Annotated in this window: 22 protein-coding genes and 1 pseudogene; 12 read left to right on the top strand and 11 right to left on the bottom strand. The window is 42.2% G+C overall.

From position 1 onward, the window contains the following. Positions 1–7: 7 nt before the first annotated feature. From HM003_00560 to HM003_00550, 3 genes are all read left to right on the top strand, one after another. Positions 8–463 (top strand): hypothetical protein, encoded by a 456-nt coding sequence (locus HM003_00560; GenBank protein ID MBX5327834.1) that lies wholly within the window; start codon positions 8–10, stop codon positions 461–463. 84 nt (positions 464–547) lie between these two features. Then, entirely contained in the window at positions 548–1216 is a 669-nt protein-coding gene (locus tag HM003_00555) for a DUF47 family protein (GenBank protein MBX5327833.1), read from the top strand. 15 nt (positions 1217–1231) lie between these two features. Further along, positions 1232–2008 carry a metallophosphoesterase gene (locus tag HM003_00550; GenBank protein MBX5327832.1) on the top strand — a complete coding sequence of 259 codons (777 nt, stop codon included), beginning with the start codon at positions 1232–1234 and terminating at the stop codon, positions 2006–2008. 53 nt (positions 2009–2061) lie between these two features. On the opposite strand, the gene HM003_00545 is transcribed toward HM003_00550, so the two are convergent. Beyond that, on the bottom strand, positions 2062–2328 hold the full coding sequence (locus HM003_00545; GenBank protein MBX5327831.1) for a DUF3795 domain-containing protein: 267 nt from the start codon (positions 2326–2328) through the stop codon (positions 2062–2064). 188 nt (positions 2329–2516) lie between these two features. Here HM003_00545 and HM003_00540 point away from each other — a divergent pair, with 188 nt between their 5' ends. Continuing rightward, a complete protein-coding gene (locus HM003_00540) occupies positions 2517–3116 on the top strand; it encodes a uracil-DNA glycosylase (GenBank protein MBX5327830.1) in 600 nt (199 codons plus the stop codon). Here the strand turns inward: HM003_00540 and HM003_00535 are convergent. The 5 genes and pseudogenes from HM003_00535 to HM003_00515 all read right to left on the bottom strand — a co-directional run bounded on the left by HM003_00535 (position 3106) and on the right by HM003_00515 (position 5753). After that, on the bottom strand, positions 3106–4023 hold the full coding sequence (locus HM003_00535) for a DUF72 domain-containing protein (GenBank protein ID MBX5327829.1): 918 nt from the start codon (positions 4021–4023) through the stop codon (positions 3106–3108). The genes HM003_00540 and HM003_00535 overlap by 11 nt on opposite strands. A gap of 75 nt (positions 4024–4098) precedes the next feature. Then, positions 4099–4800 (bottom strand): annotated as a pseudogene (locus HM003_00530) (transcriptional regulator). 60 nt (positions 4801–4860) lie between these two features. Beyond that, on the bottom strand, positions 4861–4992 hold the full coding sequence (locus HM003_00525) for an EamA family transporter (protein MBX5327828.1): 132 nt from the start codon (positions 4990–4992) through the stop codon (positions 4861–4863). Between the two features lie 45 nt (positions 4993–5037). After that, positions 5038–5502, bottom strand: a complete 465-nt coding sequence (locus tag HM003_00520; GenBank protein MBX5327827.1) for an EamA family transporter — start codon at positions 5500–5502, stop codon at positions 5038–5040. Next, complete coding sequence (locus HM003_00515; protein ID MBX5327826.1) at positions 5490–5753, bottom strand: EamA family transporter; 264 nt, start codon at positions 5751–5753, stop codon at positions 5490–5492. The genes HM003_00520 and HM003_00515 overlap by 13 nt, the downstream gene beginning before the upstream one ends. 98 nt (positions 5754–5851) lie before the next feature. On the opposite strand from HM003_00515, the gene HM003_00510 reads away from it, so the two are divergent. Together HM003_00510 and HM003_00505 are read left to right on the top strand one after the other, a co-directional pair. Then, entirely contained in the window at positions 5852–6541 is a 690-nt protein-coding gene (locus tag HM003_00510) for a hypothetical protein (GenBank protein ID MBX5327825.1), read from the top strand. A 15-nt stretch (positions 6542–6556) separates the two neighbouring features. After that, entirely contained in the window at positions 6557–7321 is a 765-nt protein-coding gene (locus HM003_00505; protein MBX5327824.1) for an orotidine 5'-phosphate decarboxylase, read from the top strand. Positions 7322–7336: 15 nt separating this feature from the next. Here HM003_00505 and HM003_00500 read toward each other — a convergent pair whose 3' ends face one another. The 3 genes from HM003_00500 to HM003_00490 all read right to left on the bottom strand — a co-directional run bounded on the left by HM003_00500 (position 7337) and on the right by HM003_00490 (position 10045). After that, entirely contained in the window at positions 7337–9307 is a 1971-nt protein-coding gene (locus tag HM003_00500; GenBank protein MBX5327823.1) for a sodium-translocating pyrophosphatase, read from the bottom strand. A gap of 178 nt (positions 9308–9485) precedes the next feature. Further along, positions 9486–9638 carry a ribbon-helix-helix protein, CopG family gene (locus tag HM003_00495; protein MBX5327822.1) on the bottom strand — a complete coding sequence of 51 codons (153 nt, stop codon included), beginning with the start codon at positions 9636–9638 and terminating at the stop codon, positions 9486–9488. Between the two features lie 62 nt (positions 9639–9700). Next, entirely contained in the window at positions 9701–10045 is a 345-nt protein-coding gene (locus HM003_00490) for a hypothetical protein (protein MBX5327821.1), read from the bottom strand. 317 nt (positions 10046–10362) lie between these two features. On the opposite strand from HM003_00490, the gene HM003_00485 reads away from it, so the two are divergent. Next, positions 10363–11559 carry a GMP synthase gene (locus HM003_00485; GenBank protein MBX5327820.1) on the top strand — a complete coding sequence of 399 codons (1197 nt, stop codon included), beginning with the start codon at positions 10363–10365 and terminating at the stop codon, positions 11557–11559. A 56-nt stretch (positions 11560–11615) separates the two neighbouring features. Further along, the gene (locus tag HM003_00480; GenBank protein MBX5327819.1) at positions 11616–11942 is read left to right on the top strand and encodes an arcadin 1; all 327 of its coding nucleotides are present in this window, start codon (positions 11616–11618) and stop codon (positions 11940–11942) included. Here HM003_00480 and HM003_00475 read toward each other — a convergent pair. Beyond that, entirely contained in the window at positions 11926–12261 is a 336-nt protein-coding gene (locus HM003_00475) for a hypothetical protein (GenBank protein MBX5327818.1), read from the bottom strand. The genes HM003_00480 and HM003_00475 overlap by 17 nt on opposite strands. Before the next feature lie 138 nt (positions 12262–12399). Here HM003_00475 and HM003_00470 point away from each other — a divergent pair, with 138 nt between their 5' ends. Beyond that, a complete protein-coding gene (locus HM003_00470) occupies positions 12400–12687 on the top strand; it encodes an acylphosphatase (GenBank protein ID MBX5327817.1) in 288 nt (95 codons plus the stop codon). Positions 12688–12742: 55 nt separating this feature from the next. After that, positions 12743–13561: a 5'/3'-nucleotidase SurE gene (surE, locus tag HM003_00465; GenBank protein MBX5327816.1), complete on the top strand. Its 819-nt coding sequence runs from the start codon at positions 12743–12745 to the stop codon at positions 13559–13561. On the opposite strand, the gene HM003_00460 is transcribed toward surE, so the two are convergent. Further along, the gene (locus tag HM003_00460) at positions 13558–13980 is read right to left on the bottom strand and encodes a hypothetical protein (GenBank protein ID MBX5327815.1); all 423 of its coding nucleotides are present in this window, start codon (positions 13978–13980) and stop codon (positions 13558–13560) included. The two genes, surE and HM003_00460, sit on opposite strands and share 4 nt — an antisense overlap. A 112-nt stretch (positions 13981–14092) precedes the next feature. Between HM003_00460 and HM003_00455 the strand changes: the two genes are divergently transcribed. Both HM003_00455 and HM003_00450 read left to right on the top strand, forming a co-directional pair. Further along, positions 14093–15130 carry an RNA 3'-terminal phosphate cyclase gene (locus tag HM003_00455; protein ID MBX5327814.1) on the top strand — a complete coding sequence of 346 codons (1038 nt, stop codon included), beginning with the start codon at positions 14093–14095 and terminating at the stop codon, positions 15128–15130. Beyond that, complete coding sequence (locus tag HM003_00450) at positions 15084–16547, top strand: DUF402 domain-containing protein (GenBank protein ID MBX5327813.1); 1464 nt, start codon at positions 15084–15086, stop codon at positions 16545–16547. Before HM003_00455 ends, HM003_00450 begins: the two co-directional genes overlap by 47 nt. Positions 16548–16551 lie beyond the last annotated feature (4 nt).

Genomic DNA, 16551 nt, shown 5'->3' with positions numbered 1-16551 from the left:
GGTCACTATGGTGGCAATAACACACTCTGGAGTTCATGAAAAAGGAGCAATCATCCTTTCAGACATAATACAAAATGTAAAAAACAGACCGGACTTTAAAAAAACCGGAGCAATCGCACTATTTATAGGCGTAGTCCGCGGAGAGACATTAGAAGGCAAAAAAGTCCAAAAATTGGAGCTGGAAGCCTACGAAGAAAAAGCAAACGAAGTTTTAGCAAAAATCTGTGAAGATTTAAAAAAGAAAAAAGGCATAGTGGACGTTCAAATTCACCATTTAATAGGCGAGTTCGATGTTGGCGAAGACCTCGTGTATGTCATGGTGGCTGGCGCTCACCGCAAAAACATTTTCCCAACCTTACAAGAAGCAGTGGAACGCTACAAAAAAGAAGTTCCGATTTTCAAAAAAGAACACATTATTGATGAAAAAGGCAAAAAAAGCGCCCGCTGGGTAACAGAACGGTAAAGCACCAACAGATTTAGATTTTCAAATCTTTAAGAAAAGTTATAAGTTTACTGTTGGAATAGTTTGAAAAGGAGACATGTAAATTTGGAGAAAAAAAGTTACACGTGGTTTGAAAGACGAAGACGCACGAAAGGGTTAGATTTAGCTCACGCCCAAATAACCAAAGCCCTCGACACCGTCACACTACTACATCATGCATTAAAGAACTTCTCTGAAGGAAACAAAAAAGAAGCAAAACAACACATCAAAAACCTATTCAAAGTAGAAGAAGAAGTAGACGAACTACGAAAAGAAGTTTTCAAAGAATTATCTGTAGGCGCTGCACTTATGGCGGACTACCGAGAAGACCTGCTTCACCTTGTAAAAAGACTGGACACACTCGCCGACCACGTGAAAGACGCAGCAAGATGCATAGAAATGCTCGAAGAAACCCAACTTCCAACAGAACTATGCGAAAACGCGGTGAGTATAACCTCGCTACTTGTAGACTGCGCTCAAGCCCTGCGAGGAAGCATAGAAAAAATCACTGGAAGCCCAGCTGACGCATTAAAAGGAGCAGAAAAAGTCGAAGAAATCGAACACAAACTTGACGAGATGTACCTCAAAACCAAAGCCCTATTCGTCAAACACAGCGACAAAATCAACTGCGGAGCAATGGTCATATTCGACGACCTTATCGAATTCGTAGAACAAGCAGCAGACATGTGCGCCGACACAGCAGACTACATCGTTATACTTGCAAGCAGAGAATAAAACACGCGGGATGACATGTTACTAGTTCAAATTTCAGACATTCACTGCGGTCCCATGTTTCGCAAAGAAACCCTAAGAGCAGCTATCAAAGAAATAAACGAAATGTCTCCAGACATTGTGCTGGTTACTGGCGACTTAACAGAAAATGGCTTGATATCAGAATTTGAAATGGCTGCAAAAGAACTGAAAAAACTGAAAACCAAAAAAGTATTATACGTAAGTGGAAACCACGACTACCGCTCAACTGGCTATCTATTGTTTAAAGAGTTTTTCCCGTTTTCTCAAGTAACCGAGGTTAGCGACACAGTTATTCTTATTTTAAGCTCAGCAAGACCAGACAGAGATGACGGAGAAGTCGGTCACAGACAAAACCTATGGCTTGAAAAAACCCTTGAGAAATACAAGGACAAAGTGAAAATTGTGGCGATTCACCACCACATAATTCCAGTTCCAGACACTGGAGCGGACCAAATAACAATCGTTGACGCTGGCGACGTGCTTAGAAGCATCGTAAAGTCGAAAGTTAACTTGGTTTTGTGCGGGCATAGGCATAGACCGTGGCGGTGGCGAATGGAAGACATGCTCGTAGTTCACGCAGGCAGCACATCATGCGAAAAACTGCGAGGGTTCTTCTGTAATTCATATAATGTTGTGGATGTTAAAGGCAAAAAAATTGATGCAAAACTGAAGATAGTCAACGGTGAGTTTGTGGATTTCGGCGAAATCGTGAAGAGAAGAGAAATTCTGCAAGCATCAGATATTTCACAATATAATGATTCGCTAGCACGCTGAACGGCTAAAATAGAAAAATGTGGAGAAAGGAGTTTAGACTGTTTGAATGCTTACTATGGTTCTTTCAATTTATCCCTTATCCACTTGATGAAACTATCTGAGAAAATGGACTTGTCATATTTTTCACACGGGTAATCCTTGCAATCCGAACACGTAAGCATTTTTTTGTCTTTAGCGCATACTGCAATGTCGCAGAAAACTCTTCCTTCAGCACTTGCCTTTTCTGTTGCCTTCGAACAGCCCAAACATTTGTTCTTCTTGTACATGATACAGTTACCGCAGTAATAGTTGCATGGTGTTAGCAAACTTGCTTCCATCATTTTTGAACCCGTTACTACCAAAACATGATTGCTATATTTACCCGTTATTCCGTCATCTGACGACTGATTCTGAAACTTAAAATTGTTAATTAATGTTAAATCCTTTAATCACGTTTAAACCCCCTCTTCCGAGCTTTGACATTTATAAGAAAAACAAAAAGAAACATAATATAGGAGAGAACACCACCTTGCCAAAAAATGATTCACTCGAAACCATAGCCGCTGAGGTCATAATTTGCCAGAAATGTCCACTATCTAAAACCCGTAAAAACGCTGTTCCAGGCGAAGGCAACCCGAACACGCAAGTCATGTTTATTGGCGAAGCACCAGGCTATTGGGAAGACATTAAAGGAAGACCATTCGTTGGCGATGCAGGAAAATTCCTTGATTCACTTTTATCAGAAATTAGATTTTCTAGAGAAGATGTTTTCATCGGTAACGTTTTGAAGTGCAGACCGCCTGGAAATCGTGAACCACAACCAAGCGAGGTTCAAGCGTGTACATCATATTTGGATAGACAAATCAAAGCTATTCAGCCAAGAATCCTCGTTACTTTGGGTAATCACTCAACTGCTTACATTTTTTCCAAATCTGGATTAGCATTTACAAGTATAACGAAGGTTCATGGGAAATTTTATGACGTGTCTCTTTTAGGTATGAAAGTAACCGTTTTTTCAACTTTTCATCCAGCTGCTGCACTTTACCATCCAAAATACAAACAGCAGATAATTGAAGATTTCAAACTGCTTAAAGAAAGATTGGAAAAGGAAAGAACAATCACGCATTAATTTTCTTATTAAGCCGTATTTCCTTTACCAGTTCGTCAACACTATTGAAGCTTTTAGAAGGCAGATTCGTCAAGAGCTTTTCAAGTCTAACCTGTTTTCCTTCTTCCGCTTCCGCAAGCCGCCAACCGAGCCTCTTAATCAGCATACTCTTTGTGGTTGGATATCGTGTTTTTTCAGCCACTTCTTTAACAGATGCTAGACCAGTTGAGCGGGTGATTTTTGGAAAACTTCCACTTGACAGGTACTCTTTAAAGCGTGTTCCATCTTCAAACATGGAAAGGTTGTTAAAAAGAACGTAAATGTCTTTTCCTTTTTTCTCATATGGCGTGATAAGCTCCTTAAGTTTTTGCAGTTCCTCGTCTGAGTATTGGTAATAGTACATTTGCTTGCCCAAGCCATGCAATCTGAAATATGCTATCTCGCCTGTATAAGTGGGCATGACCTTAAACGGGTCAGTAACATGTCCAACATCTAAATTTTTCAAAACTTTTCTAAGCCTTTCATAGTTTTCTTTTGATTCCCAAGCATCGCCGCGCGTCTCCCAAACCAAAATCAAACTTTCACGGTCAACTTTTTCGAAGAATTTCTCTGCATCCGCAAGCTTGTCGGGTTTGAAAGAAGCGGGAGTTTGAATAAGCAGTATCTTAGAATTTAATGTCTTGCAGATTTGTTTCATCTGTTCAAACGCTTGAAGGCTCAATTCTTCAATTTTCAGCTTTGCCTTGTGGCTTATGTCTTGATGCGCCTTAACTGTAAACTCAAAATCCTTCGGAGCTTTTTCTCGCCAACCCTCAACAGTCTCCATGCGTGGATAACCATAAAAAGTGCTGTTCAACTCCACAAGCCTAAAGTTTTCAAAATATCTTGCCATGGACGTAGGAAAGCCGCAACATCCAACTTTAATCATGCTTTTTCCTTACGCACTTATTTTTGGAGGCGGACGGACGGGTCTGCCAAGTTTTCTGCGAAGCGCAATTCGGTAAAGTTTTCTTAAAGACTTCACTAACTGCTCGACGCTTGGCAGATTAGAATAGATAAGTTGGATGTGGTCATACTCGGCTAACTTAATTGAGTTTTCATCTGGCCGAGAACCGTGGAAAACCACGAGTCGTGGCTTTAAGTTGCTCATGCGCACGATTAGCATGGGTGACATGCCATTGTCGGTATGTGTGAAAATTAGCGCTCTTTCGGTTGTTACTCCGAAAAGCTGAGAAAATTCCAATCCAGAAAGTGTCTCCACTGCTCTTTTGCTGTCAACAACCGTGTAGCCTAAAACATCTTTAACAGGCTGGCTTGAGCATGCGATAACTTCGCCGCGTATCGCTCTGCACAGATACTCTACACGAACGGGTATTGGGAATTCTCGAAGGTCAATTATGGCATTGCTCGGCGAGCCAGTAAGCTTGGCGAATTCGCGGATAAAGCGGCTTCCACGTTCCTCATCAATTTTAAGCAGTGCCCAAACGAACCGTCGCACAAACTTCGCACCTGGGCTCTTCCGTCTTTCGCTTTCATAATCGCTGATAACTGATGAGGAGACAACCATTTTCTCAGAAAGCGTCAATTGAGAAACCGCAAAAAGCTCGCGCCATTTTCGCATGGTTGCGCCTGGCTTGTTTGAAAGAATTATTTCGCCTGCGATTCTTCTCGCCAGAACTTCACGAACGCTTGGAGACACAGACATGCAAATGCGACCTTTCCAGTCCGCCGAATTTTCCCTAAAGGCGAAATGCACTATAAAAACTTATATGAAAAGTAGAAAAATTCCGGCAACTATCAATACCGACCCAATAGCGTTCGCTAATGTTACTTTTTCACGTAAGAAAATGATTCCGGTTAATGTTGAAAAGAGAGGAGTTGTTGAAGATATTGGCACTGCTCGGGCTTCTGAAGTGTTTATGAAACTGTATGATAGGAAAAACTATCCTAAACCAAGCGCGATTATGCCTCCACTGATTAATGCAGCAACTGATTTTCTCTGCGTCTTGAAGAAACTTAGCTTTTTATCTATTATGAGAGATAAAATCAGCAAAGCGGAAGCAACAGAAACTATTCTTATGGTGTTAACTGCCAACGCATGGTCTAGAGTGTTTGTTTCTGGAAGAGTAACCGCCACATCAATCATCGTTATGCTTACAGACCATATTAAAGCAGTTGCCAGAGCAAAAATCACGCCTTTAACCAAGACTTTCTTCTGCATTTCCGCCGCATTTGCTTCTCTTCTGCTCAAAAGCCAAATTCCAGAAACTATTATGGCGGCGCCAAGAATTGTTGACCAAGTAACTTGTTCTCCTATTAGAAATATAGCCCACAAGAGGTTAAACAATGGATAAGTGCATGTTATTGGCACAGCACACGTAACACCAACAAGCTTCAAACTTGCCATGTATAAAGTATCACCGAATCCAATCCAATTATGCCGCTAACACATGCAAGTATTAAGGCATAACTTGGTAAACTTGATAAAACTCCAAGCTTGCCAACAACCGCTAAAAACAAGAGCAAAATCACACTGGTGCAAGCAAGTCTTATGATGTTTGCTGAAATTGGTTTAACCTTTAACAATGCCTCTTTATAGAGAACAGCAGAAACAGTCCAGCAAATCGCTACGCCTAAAGCTGCAAGTTCGCCAATCATTTTTTCACACAATTTTCCAAAGGTTTAGTGGGACAGTTTTTGCTTGAATCATTAAATATATAATATTTACAATTAAAAGATTGGACGGCGATGAACAAGTGAGCGTTTATTGGGGCAATTCAGTTTCAAGGAGATTTCGCAAACTCCAAATCGGCATAGGCATAATCAACAAAGTGCATGTAGAAAAGGAAAACCAAACAATCAAAGCGCTTAAAAAAGTTGTTTACGAAGAAGTTAGAGCCAAATACAAAATTGAAACATTAAAAGACAACGAAACCGTCAGAGCCTACAGAGATTTCTATTGGAAACTTGGCATAGACCCAACCAAAACAAGACCTGCTGGCGAAGCTCTTCTCAGAAGAGTTTTGCATGGCGACGAACTCCCAACAATATCCACAGCAGTAGACGCTTATAATTTGGCTTCAATGAAAACAATAGTTCCAATAAGCGGATTTGATAAAGAAAAACTGAACCAGCCATTTGTTATACGATTTGCAGAGAACGACGAGGCTTTCACGGGAATCGGCATGACAAAACCTTTGACCTTAACGGATAACATGCTAGTTTTGGCTGACCAAAAACAAATTTTGTGCATTTATCCTTATCGTGACTCTGACTTTACAAAAATTACTGAAAAAACACGAAATGTCTTGATAGTCGCTTACGGGGCTCCGGGAATTAGTGAATGGCAACTGAAAGAGGCAGTGGAAACAACACTCTCGTACATTAAACAGGTTGCTGGCGGCGAAATAGAAATGATAAAAGTTTTTAGTTCAACACACGAGTAAAAGGTGGTGTTTAATGTGTCCTTCCGTTTTAGAATAGAACAATCTGCAAAGAAAAAGGAATCCCCAATTATTTTAGCCTTGGACTTCCCGTTCGAAAAGCCCGAAAACCGCGAGAAACTTTTCAAGAAAGCCGAACATGTTTTGAACGCTGTTCACCCGCATATTTGCGCAGTTAAGTTTAATCATCACTTGGTTCTTCCACTCGGCGTTTTTGACGGCATTCAAAAACTCGTTGAGAAAGCTCACAATTTGGGTTTAGTTGCAATAATGGATTGCAAAGTGAACGACATAGGCGCAACAAACGAAACAATAGCCGAATACTATTATGCGGCGGGCTTTGACGCTTTAATCGCTAATCCTTTCATTGGATGGGAAGAAGGTTTAAAACCAATATTTGATGTTGCCCGTAAACAGCAGCGCGGCGTAATTCTTCTTGTTTACATGAGCCATAAAGGCGCCAAAGAAGGCTATGGACAAACAATTATAGACGCTGAAACTGGCGAAAAAATGCCTCAATATGTTTCTTTTGCAAAAAAAGCCTTAAAAATAAATGCTGACGGCGCGGTAGTTGGTGCGACATATCCAGAGAAGATACGAGAAGTATATTCAATACTTGGTAATCAAACACCAATTTATTCGCCTGGAATAGGAGCTCAAGGTGGAGAAATAAAGTCCGCCTTGAATGCGGGAGCTCGTTACCTCATTGTTGGAAGAGCGATAGTGCAGTCTGACAAGCCAGAAGAAACCGCAGAACAAATAAAAAATTTAGCAAAACATTGAATGCTCAGTGGTTTTTCACGGAATAAGCGAATACGTCGCTAAAGACGCTGCATACAACAGGGCAATTATTCCAATCAAGTTTATGAATACATCTAATGACGGACCCGCTGCGTCTTTTAATGAATCGCCAACCGTGTCTCCGATAACTGCTGCTGTGTGTGCAGGTGTTCCTTTGCCGCCGAGATTGCCTGCTTCGATGAATTTTTTGGCGTTGTCCCATGCTGCGCCGCCAATAGACATGACAATGGCGAGGGGAAGCATTGTTACGAGGTTTCCGACTATTAAGCCGCCCATTGCTTCTTTACCCAATAAAAGTCCTATCATAAGGGGGATTGCCACTGACAATAATGCTGGAAGTAGCATGCCTCTTAATGCTGCTTTTGTGCTGATGTCTATGCATCTGGTGTAATTGGGCTTGGCTTCTCCGTTAGCCAATCCGAAGTTTTCGCTGAATTGCTTGCGCACTTCTCTAATCATGCTGTAAGCCGCATTTCCAACTGCTTTGATTATTAATGAACAGAACACGAAGGATAACATTCCACCTATTAGCATTCCAGTTATCACGGAAGGCTTCATCACATCGATTGTTTGAAGTTGCGCTGCTTGAATGTACGCTGAGAATAGAGCAATTTGGGCTAATGCTGATGTGCCTATGGCGTAAACTTTGCAAACTGCTTTGGTTATGTTACCAACAGAATCCAACGCATCCACAACTTTATGTTCTTCTTGGCTTGAGTTTGTCATTTCAATCATGCCATGAGCGTTGTCTACGATTGGTCCGTAAGAAGACATGGCGATGAACGTTGCTGTTATAGATAGAAAACCAACCGCCACCAAAGCTATACCATATAAGCCTTCAAAATAATAGGCAATCATCACCGCTCCAGAAAAGATCACTATGGGAAAAGTTATACTTTCAAAACTTAAAGAGAGCCCCATTAAAATGTTAGTGGCTGGACCAGTTTTTGAAGCTCTCGCTATGGCTTTTACAGGCGATTTACTTGGTGAAGTGTAGCGTTCAGTCAGCCACGCAAGCGAAACAACTGCTACGACTCCAGTGAGTGTGGCATAAAAAGCGCTGAATCTGTTAAAAATTGTCCATGCCGCAAAGGCTGAGGCAATGCTGACTAAGACGGCTGCCACGTACATGCCCTTGTCCATGGCTTGTCTTGCGTCTCCACTCTTTGTTCTGATAAAAAGCGACCCTACCATTGACGCGAAAATTCCTGCTCCAAGAACTATCAACGGATAAATTAAGCCTTCGTTTCCGTAGACTGTTATGCCAAGAATCATAGTTGCTACTAATGTGCATACGTAAGATTGGAAAACGTCTGTGCCCGTGCCCGCAATATCTCCTACGTTGTCTCCTACCTGATCTGCGATGACTGCTGGGTTTCGAGCGTCGTCTTCTGGGAAACCCATTTCCACTTTACCCGCTAAATCGGCGCCCATATCCGCCGCCTTTGTATATATTCCTCCGCCCACTCTTGCGAATAAGCCGATGAGGCTAGCGCCGAATCCTAAACCAACAAGAAGTATCGGGTCGCCAAGTAAGAAGTAAAGTGCGCTAACTCCAACTAAGCCTAACCCAGTAAGAGAAAGTCCGACAACGGTGCCACTGTGCGAAGCGGTTTCAAGGGCTTCTTTGAAGCCGCGTTTGGCTGCGTCGGCTGTTTTAACGTTAGCACGAATGGCGATTATAACGCCTATGTATGCTGAAAGTGCTGAAAAGAATGCACCGACGGCGAATGTTAAGGCGACGAAAACGCCAAAAGCTAAAGAGATGAGGGCTGTCAAAACTGCACCGACGACGGCAACTGTTTTGAATTGACGGTTAAGATAAGCGGTAGCGCCTATTTTGATTGTGTTAGAAATCTCAACCATGCTTGATGTGCCATTGGGTTTCTTCAGCATGCGGTAGGCTCTGTAAATGGCAAAGATTACCGCTGAAAGCCCGGCAACTGGGGCTATCAATGTAAGATTCAAGTCGCTTGTTCTCCTTCATTGTGTTTTGTTGGCTAATTGTGTTCTACCACCTAACTAACCAATTGCAACACAGAACACAGCATCTTACCTTTAAACTTTACGATTTCATCCTTCACAAACAACGAGTAAACGCAAAACAGCGTCATAACTTAACGAAAATGTGAAAAAAGGACAGTTTTTACCTTTCTCTTCTTTCCCAAAGCTCTTTTTTAAGCAAATCTCTAACCGCCGACCTTATAGCTGAACTTCTGCTCGGGTACATGTTGGCTCTCACAAGCTCATCTAACCCTTCAAGATAAGCCTCAGGTAATAGGACTGTTACTAGTTTCATGTTTCTTCCCCCAAACATGTTATGCATATAACATGTAGCAAATATAAGATTTAGGTAAACATTCATAATTCTTTAAGAGCGTCCGTGGTGGTTCTTATTTCTCTGAGCGTGTTTTGAAATGTCTTGCCAATATCTTCAATGTAAATGGCTTGGTTTCGGATTCCCTTTTGAACCATGCCAGCAGCCACTAAAAACGAACCTATTGTTTCGCTTATGGGGGTGGGTTCTGGAAATACTATTAACGCCAAACCTAATTTTATAAGTCTTGATTTGTTTCCGTCCTTCCACTGCTGCTTTGCAGTTTTCACTTCCCTTATCGTTCCTTTCATGCCTTGTATCAAGTCAAAATAGCTTTCGTTCAATTCATTTATGACTTTGCCTTTAGTCTTTATTTCCTCAGTCTTCATCGCATCATCTCGACACTTTTCTTATTATAAAATAGGCTTTGGCTAAAAAACTTTAATTGCAGAAGGTTTCAGCAATCATGTCTCTCTTCCGGGAAGAAACATTGAGTTTTTTAAAGAATAGTTTGAATCTCGCAGTCTTGGCGTAGGCGATTTTATTGTTTAATGGAAATGGTGTGAATAGAAAATGGTGAATTTTCCACTTTAGTTATTATCTTCTAACCTAAATACTCCACTGTTCCGTTGCATTTTGGCAAATGCATAAATTGTGAAAGCGCAAATCAATTAGCAATTTAGAAGGAGTGCTGGATACTTTGGAAATGTTTGACCCTAAAAAATTCGTTGAAACCGAAATTGAAGAAACAAAGAAAAAAATTGGCAACGAAAAAGCTTTAGTGGCTGTGTCTGGCGGCGTTGACAGTTCAACATGCGCCGTACTAACGCATAGAGCAATAGGCGAAACCCTTGTCTGTGTGATATTGGATGATGCTTTCATGCGGGAAGGCGAACCTGAACACGTAGCAGAAATCTTGTCTAAACCGCCTCTAAACGTTCCTACAAAAATTGTCAACGTACGCGAACGCTTCCTGCAAGCAATGAAAGGCTTGAGGGATGCGGAAGAAAAACGCAAGATGTTCCGTGAAACCTTCTATCAAGTTTTAGGTGAAACCGCCAAAAAAGAAGGTTGTAATGTTCTTGTGCAAGGCACGATACGTGCAGACATAATTGAAACTGTTGGCGGCGTAAAAACACAACATAATGTTCTGGAGCAAATGGGCATAAACCCCATGGAACGCTATGGTTTCAAAGTTATGGAGCCGCTTGTGACGTTATTGAAGGAGCAAGTCAGAATGGTTGCGAGATATCTTGGACTGCCGTCTGAGCTTTCTGAGCGTCAACCATTTCCTGGACCTGGCTTGTCAGTGCGTGTTGTTGGAGAAATTCGACCTGACAAATTGGAGACTCTGCGGAAGGCTACGGCAATCGTAGAGCGTGAGTTGGCTCAGTATAAGCCCAGCCAATACTTTGCTGTAATAATCGACAATGAAGAAGCTTTAGAGACTTCAAAAAGTGCACGCATTCAAGAGACTGTTGCACGTTTTCTCAATGTTCCGTCCAGAAACGTTCACGTAAAAATTTTCAGAGACAAAGCTACCGGCGTGGAGGGCGGACAGAGACGCTACGGCGAAGTAGCTGGTGTGAAGGTTGACACAATGAATGGAAAAGTTCACCAAACAGCTATTCAGCACATAGTTGCTCTTCAAGCGAAGATAATTACTGAAAACCCAACGGTTGCAAGAGTTTTCTATGCAGCGAAGGGCTTGGCTGAGAAAAAGCCATATGTGATAGGCATACGGTCTGTGCAAACTAAAGATTTCTTGAAAGCGCAAGTGTCAGATGTCTCATGGGCAACGTTGAATAGAATCGCAGAAGAAACAATCAACAAATGCACAAACGTGTCAACCATCTATTATGACGTTACCCCTAAACCGCCAGCAACAATCGAAATGGAATAGACTTTATCCGAAAGCGTAAATACCAAGCTGTAATACTCTTTTGTTGATGATTTGCTATGTTCCGTGTTAGAGTAAACCGAATCGAGTCCATCCAAGATGTTGACGGAAACCTTGGAAAACGCATTGAACTAATCGAGGAACGCCCAATCCCACATTTCGTGGTTAGACCACAAACTGAAGAAGCAAAAGTTGTGCAAGACATGCTGCAAGCGTTACAACAGCAGCTGCCAATGTTTCCTGCAAGAGGACAGTTTACAGTTCCGAAAATAATCTTGTTCTTAACAGAGCAAGAATACGAAAGCCTCGGCATAGACTTCGACGTCAATCAAATCTATGAAGTAACCCTTGAAAATCAAACAATAAAATTCAAGAAAAGTGTATGACTTCTTCTCTTATCTGCTTTAAAGCTGAATGTTTCGGGTGAAACGACAAGACAAACATCATTTTTCTTAATGCATCGTAAATTTCTTGCATGCTAGATGTTCCGCCTTTATCGCAATACAAAGGTATGGGTTCTTCTTCAGCGTTCTTGTAATAAACGTAAATCGGCGTAAACTTTTCCTCAAAAGTGACAACTTCCACACCAAGTCGCAACTGTCTAGCCATTTTCTCTGCTGCGACGCTCACAGACTTCAATCGTTCTCCCTCAGACATGTCGCTTGAAGCATAAACCAGCAGTTTCCCATTATGATTCGCGAACATAACAGACCCGCCTGAAAACAACTTCCACCAAAATCTCTTTTAAAACAACTGCAGGAGCGACATGGTCAAGCAGCAGAGAGAGTTAAGTTAAAGTGAAAATCATAAACCATAATTAAGCGCGCATAAAACGGTGAATTCATGAAAACCAGAGCCCACGTAATCGTAAGCGGCAGAGTGCAAGGCGTATTCTTTCGATCAGAAACACAATATGAAGCCAGAAAATACAGCGTAAAAGGTTGGGTTCGCAATCTGCCAGATGGTAGAGTTGAAGCTGTTTTTGAAGGCGAAGAAGAAAACGTGAAAAAGCTCATCGAATTTTGCAAGCGCGGACCGCCGGGCGCAAGAGTAACTGGCGTAAATATTGTCTGGGAGGATTACACCGGCGAATTCAAAAATTTCGAAATAAGATATGGCTACCGCTTCTAGCTCTACCTTAATAAGAGTGATGACTAATTCTGTGGAAGATGTGCGTGAAAAATAATTGAAAACAAAAGAAATACTCGTAGTAAACGATGACGGCGTGCATTCAACGGGACTGCTGGTTCTGAAAAAGAAAATGGACGAGTTGGGCAGGGTTTCTGTTGTCGCTCCAGAAAATGAACGAAGCGGCATGGGCAAAGCTGTTTCAACATGCCTAATCGAAGTCAAAGAAACACAACTTGCTGATGGAACAAACGCATACGCTATCAGCGGAACCCCTGCAGACGCTTGTCTGCTTGCACTCTTCAAGATTCTGCAGCATCCTCCAAACATTGTAGTGTCCGGAATAAACTTGGGTCCAAACCTTGGAATAGATGATTTGTTAACTTCTGGAACCTTAGGCGCAGCATTGGAAGCGGCAATCCACGGAATTCCCGCAATTGCAGTCTCTTATAGCCTAAAAAGAATAACGGACAGTGAAGGAAAAGTGCATGCGAATATACACATGGAAAGCTTAGAGTTTTGTGCAGAATTAGCTAAGCAAACTGCAGAGTACATATTAGCGAATGGAATGCCAAAAGATGTTGACGTGATTTCCATTAACGTTCCAGAGACCCCCGCGTCCAGAACCGTTAAAATTACAAGCCTTTCATACAAGGGCTACACGGACATTTTCGCCGAAAAAGCTGGCGGATACCAAATTCGCGGGTGGTTTCTCGAAGATTATCCATGCGACGAAGCAGAAACGGACACGCACGCAATCAGAGAAAATAATTACGCTTCTATCACCCCAATAAAACTGAATTTCGCACACCAGAAGAGAAACATGAAAGAGCTTGCTAAATTCTTGAACGAAAGAAGCTACGACGTAATTTTTTAAGTTCTCTTCTTTGGCACTCTGAAATGTGAGCCTTTCCCAGCGCTTACGTAGTCTCCGCCTATTCCCCGCACTATGGAAGCAATCTTTGCAAAGTTTTCAGAGCCTAAAAATTGCCGAGGCTTTATTATTATGTAGTCTTCTTTCTCCTCAAAATTCAAAAGTCCCTCTAAATCTTCTGGAAACATCATTTTTATGTCCTCTACGGCTTTCACTCGTTCCGGAGCTTTCGGCATTCCCGGCATAGGCGCAGGCGTAGGCGCCGGTGTAGGAGGCGTTACTGGTTGAGGAAGCTGCGAAACGGCTATAGATTTTAGAGAAATGGAAACTTGCCTCAAGTCTTCGGCAACTCTGTTTAAAACCACTAGGAGTTCGTCAATTCTCTCCACAAGCTTTTCCAACGTTTGTTTTTGCTCACTCATACGCGTTCTCCTTTCCAAATCCTTAATACTTAACTCATTTATTAATTGTTTTTGACGCTTTGATAAAACAATAAATTTCATGCGTAAATTAATGAGGGAGTGCTCATAACCCGTGATTGAAATTGACGGGAGTCAAAAAAGCGGAAGCGGAACCATTCTCAGATTGTCTGTTGCTCTAGCCGCCATTCTCGGACAACCCCTGCACATTTACAATATTAGGCAGAACAGACCACAGCCTGGTTTGAGACCGCAGCATTTAGAAGCGGTTTTGACTGCTGCAAGACTCTGTGACGCCGAGCTTAAGGGAGCAGAGCTCAATTCACGCGAGCTTTGGTTTAATCCCAAAAAAGTGAAAGGCGGAAAAATTGAGGCAGAAATTGGCACGGCAGGAAGCATTCCAATGCTTCTCTTAACCGTGTTTCCCATCTGTGCTTTCGCAGAGAAAACCGTGCATTTGCATGTGACGAAGGGCGGAACGGACGTTTCGCACGCGCCAACTGTAAACTACGTGCGGTTTGTGCTTTTGCCTACGCTCAAGCGTATGGGAATAGACGCTTTCTTAACGGTTCAGAGGTATGGATATTACCCAAAAGGAATGGGCGAAGTAACCGTAAATGTTGAGCCATGCAAATCGCCGAAGCCTTTCTATGCGGGAAATTTTGGCAAAATCAAAGCTATCCGAGGAGTTTCAGTTTGCACTTTTCTTGCAGAAAGAAAGGTTGCTGAGCGTCAAGCAAAAGTGGCAACCGACTACTTGAGAGAAAAAGGGTACACAGCGGACATTCAAATAGTCAACGACAAATCTAACCCTTTACAGAAAGGCAGTTCGCTAGTTTTATGGGCTGAAACAAACACAAACGCGTACATCGGTGCTGACGCAATCGGCGAGCTAAGAAAAACAAGCGAGGCTGTTGGGAAAGAAGCCGCTGAAAAACTCTACGTGGAAGTTGCCGCAAAGCCTACAGTTGACGTTCACTTAGCTGACATGCTAATTCCGTACATGGCATTAGCAAAAGGCAAATCCGCCTACTTAACCCGCGCAGTTTCTGACCATTTGGAAACAAACATTTGGCTTGTTGAGAAAATTTTAGGCGTAAAATTCAATGTGCAGAAAACAAACTGGCTTTACAAGGTTGAGAAAGTTGGCTGACGTCATGAAAGTGAAGGTTCGAGGAATTTACTCAACTGCTCTTACAAAACTGCTCTTAGACAACGGTTTCGAAATAGCTCAGCCTTCTCCAGCCATAAAGAAACGGTTTGAAATTGTAGATGATGTTTCGCCGTCGGACCTAAAGATAAAAGACAGATACGATTTGCAAGGTGTCAGAGTACTCGGCGCATGCGAAGCAATTAATAAGTTTCACGCTGTCTTACAGTCTACTTTTGATGATGTCTTAACACGGAAATGGCACGTTAATGTCGACGGAATCTATAAAGGAGCCATTACAGACTCAAACGAATACGCTGTTTACGTTGACATCGGCAACAGCATAATCGGCAAGCTTCCAAAAAACGAAATCATCAATGAAGACAACAAGCAAATAATTGTTCAAGTTGAAAGAAAAAGATTAGGCGCAAAACAACCAATTTTAACCACAAAACTGAAAATTGTTGGCACATACGCAATCCTACTGCGAAACGGCAAAGTGGGCGTAAGCCTTAAAATTCAAGACCTAAAGCGACGGACAGAACTTTACGAGTTAGGAAAAACACTTGCACCAAGAGGCTGGGGAATTATTTGGCGCAGCGCCTCTGAAAATCAGCAAAAAGAAGCGCTTGAGAAAGAAATAAAGGAGTTGGCGGAGAAGGTTAAAACCTTAAATGCGAAGGCTTCCTCCGCTGAGGCTCCTTCGCTTTTAGTTGAAGGCTCATGTTTCGTGGATGTTGAGTTTCCATACTCTTCCAAAAAGATGTTAGATAAATTAAGAGGCTGTTCTACTTTGACTTTGGAAGGGCATCACTTTTACAAGAGTTGCGGAGGCGAAATCGCGGCTGCTTTAGAAATGGCTGAGAAACTTTTGGAAAAAGGGCAGTCCAGAAGTGATGTTGAAGAGTTATTCAAAGAGCAGATCTGCCGCAAGTTTCCGGAAAAGGGCTCCAGTGTGGATGTTGAGCATGTCAAGCTTAGCGGCATCGTCTTTCATTTGGGACAAGCGACGATAGAAAGTTTAGACCAAGAGCGAATAAAGTATAGCAGAAGGATGCGAAGTGACGGTTTCTATGACGGGTTAGGCGTTAGAAAGGAAGCTGGAGACAAGGCAATAAGTGAGACCAAGATTGGCGAGTGGTGCATAACAACGCGGTATTTCTCGGCTGGCGGAGAGTGGAAGGGCACCTACATAAACTTGAACACGCCTGTGGAAGTTTATCCAAACGCGTTACGTTATGTGGATTTGGAAGTTGACGTTTGCATCCATCCAGGCGGCTCAATTAAAGTTTTAGACATGGAAAAACTTGAGAAAGCCTATGAAAAAGGCATCATAAGTAGGAAACTGTTCGAAAAAGTTAAGGAAATGGCTGAAAGAATTGAAGGAAACTGTGACGTTAATAAAATGAAGGTTTTGTGATTTT

This window comes from Candidatus Bathyarchaeota archaeon A05DMB-5 (assembly GCA_019685655.1).
In the GTDB taxonomy this organism is placed as follows: Archaea; Thermoproteota; Bathyarchaeia; order Bathyarchaeales; family Bathycorpusculaceae; genus DSLH01.
This window is presented reverse-complemented; position numbering and strand designations above follow the sequence as displayed.

Bases quoted from the DNA above. Each gene is read 5' to 3' on its own strand.
- HM003_00550 (MBX5327832.1), top strand. From the start codon at position 1,232: ATGTTACTAGTTCAAATTTCAGACATTCACTGCGGTCCCATGTTTCGC.
- HM003_00485 (MBX5327820.1), top strand. From the start codon at position 10,363: ATGTTTGACCCTAAAAAATTCGTTGAAACCGAAATTGAAGAAACAAAG.
- HM003_00520 (MBX5327827.1), bottom strand. From the start codon at position 5,502: ATGGCAAGTTTGAAGCTTGTTGGTGTTACGTGTGCTGTGCCAATAACA.
- HM003_00515 (MBX5327826.1), bottom strand. From the start codon at position 5,753: ATGATTGGCGAACTTGCAGCTTTAGGCGTAGCGATTTGCTGGACTGTT.
- HM003_00475 (MBX5327818.1), bottom strand. From the start codon at position 12,261: ATGTTCGCGAATCATAATGGGAAACTGCTGGTTTATGCTTCAAGCGAC.
- HM003_00545 (MBX5327831.1), bottom strand. From the start codon at position 2,328: ATGATGGAAGCAAGTTTGCTAACACCATGCAACTATTACTGCGGTAAC.
- HM003_00560 (MBX5327834.1), top strand. From the start codon at position 8: ATGGTGGCAATAACACACTCTGGAGTTCATGAAAAAGGAGCAATCATC.
- HM003_00490 (MBX5327821.1), bottom strand. From the start codon at position 10,045: ATGAAGACTGAGGAAATAAAGACTAAAGGCAAAGTCATAAATGAATTG.
- HM003_00480 (MBX5327819.1), top strand. From the start codon at position 11,616: ATGTTCCGTGTTAGAGTAAACCGAATCGAGTCCATCCAAGATGTTGAC.
- HM003_00460 (MBX5327815.1), bottom strand. From the start codon at position 13,980: ATGAGTGAGCAAAAACAAACGTTGGAAAAGCTTGTGGAGAGAATTGAC.
- HM003_00470 (MBX5327817.1), top strand. From the start codon at position 12,400: ATGAAAACCAGAGCCCACGTAATCGTAAGCGGCAGAGTGCAAGGCGTA.
- HM003_00450 (MBX5327813.1), top strand. From the start codon at position 15,084: ATGTGCAGAAAACAAACTGGCTTTACAAGGTTGAGAAAGTTGGCTGAC.
- HM003_00495 (MBX5327822.1), bottom strand. From the start codon at position 9,638: ATGAAACTAGTAACAGTCCTATTACCTGAGGCTTATCTTGAAGGGTTA.
- HM003_00535 (MBX5327829.1), bottom strand. From the start codon at position 4,023: ATGATTAAAGTTGGATGTTGCGGCTTTCCTACGTCCATGGCAAGATAT.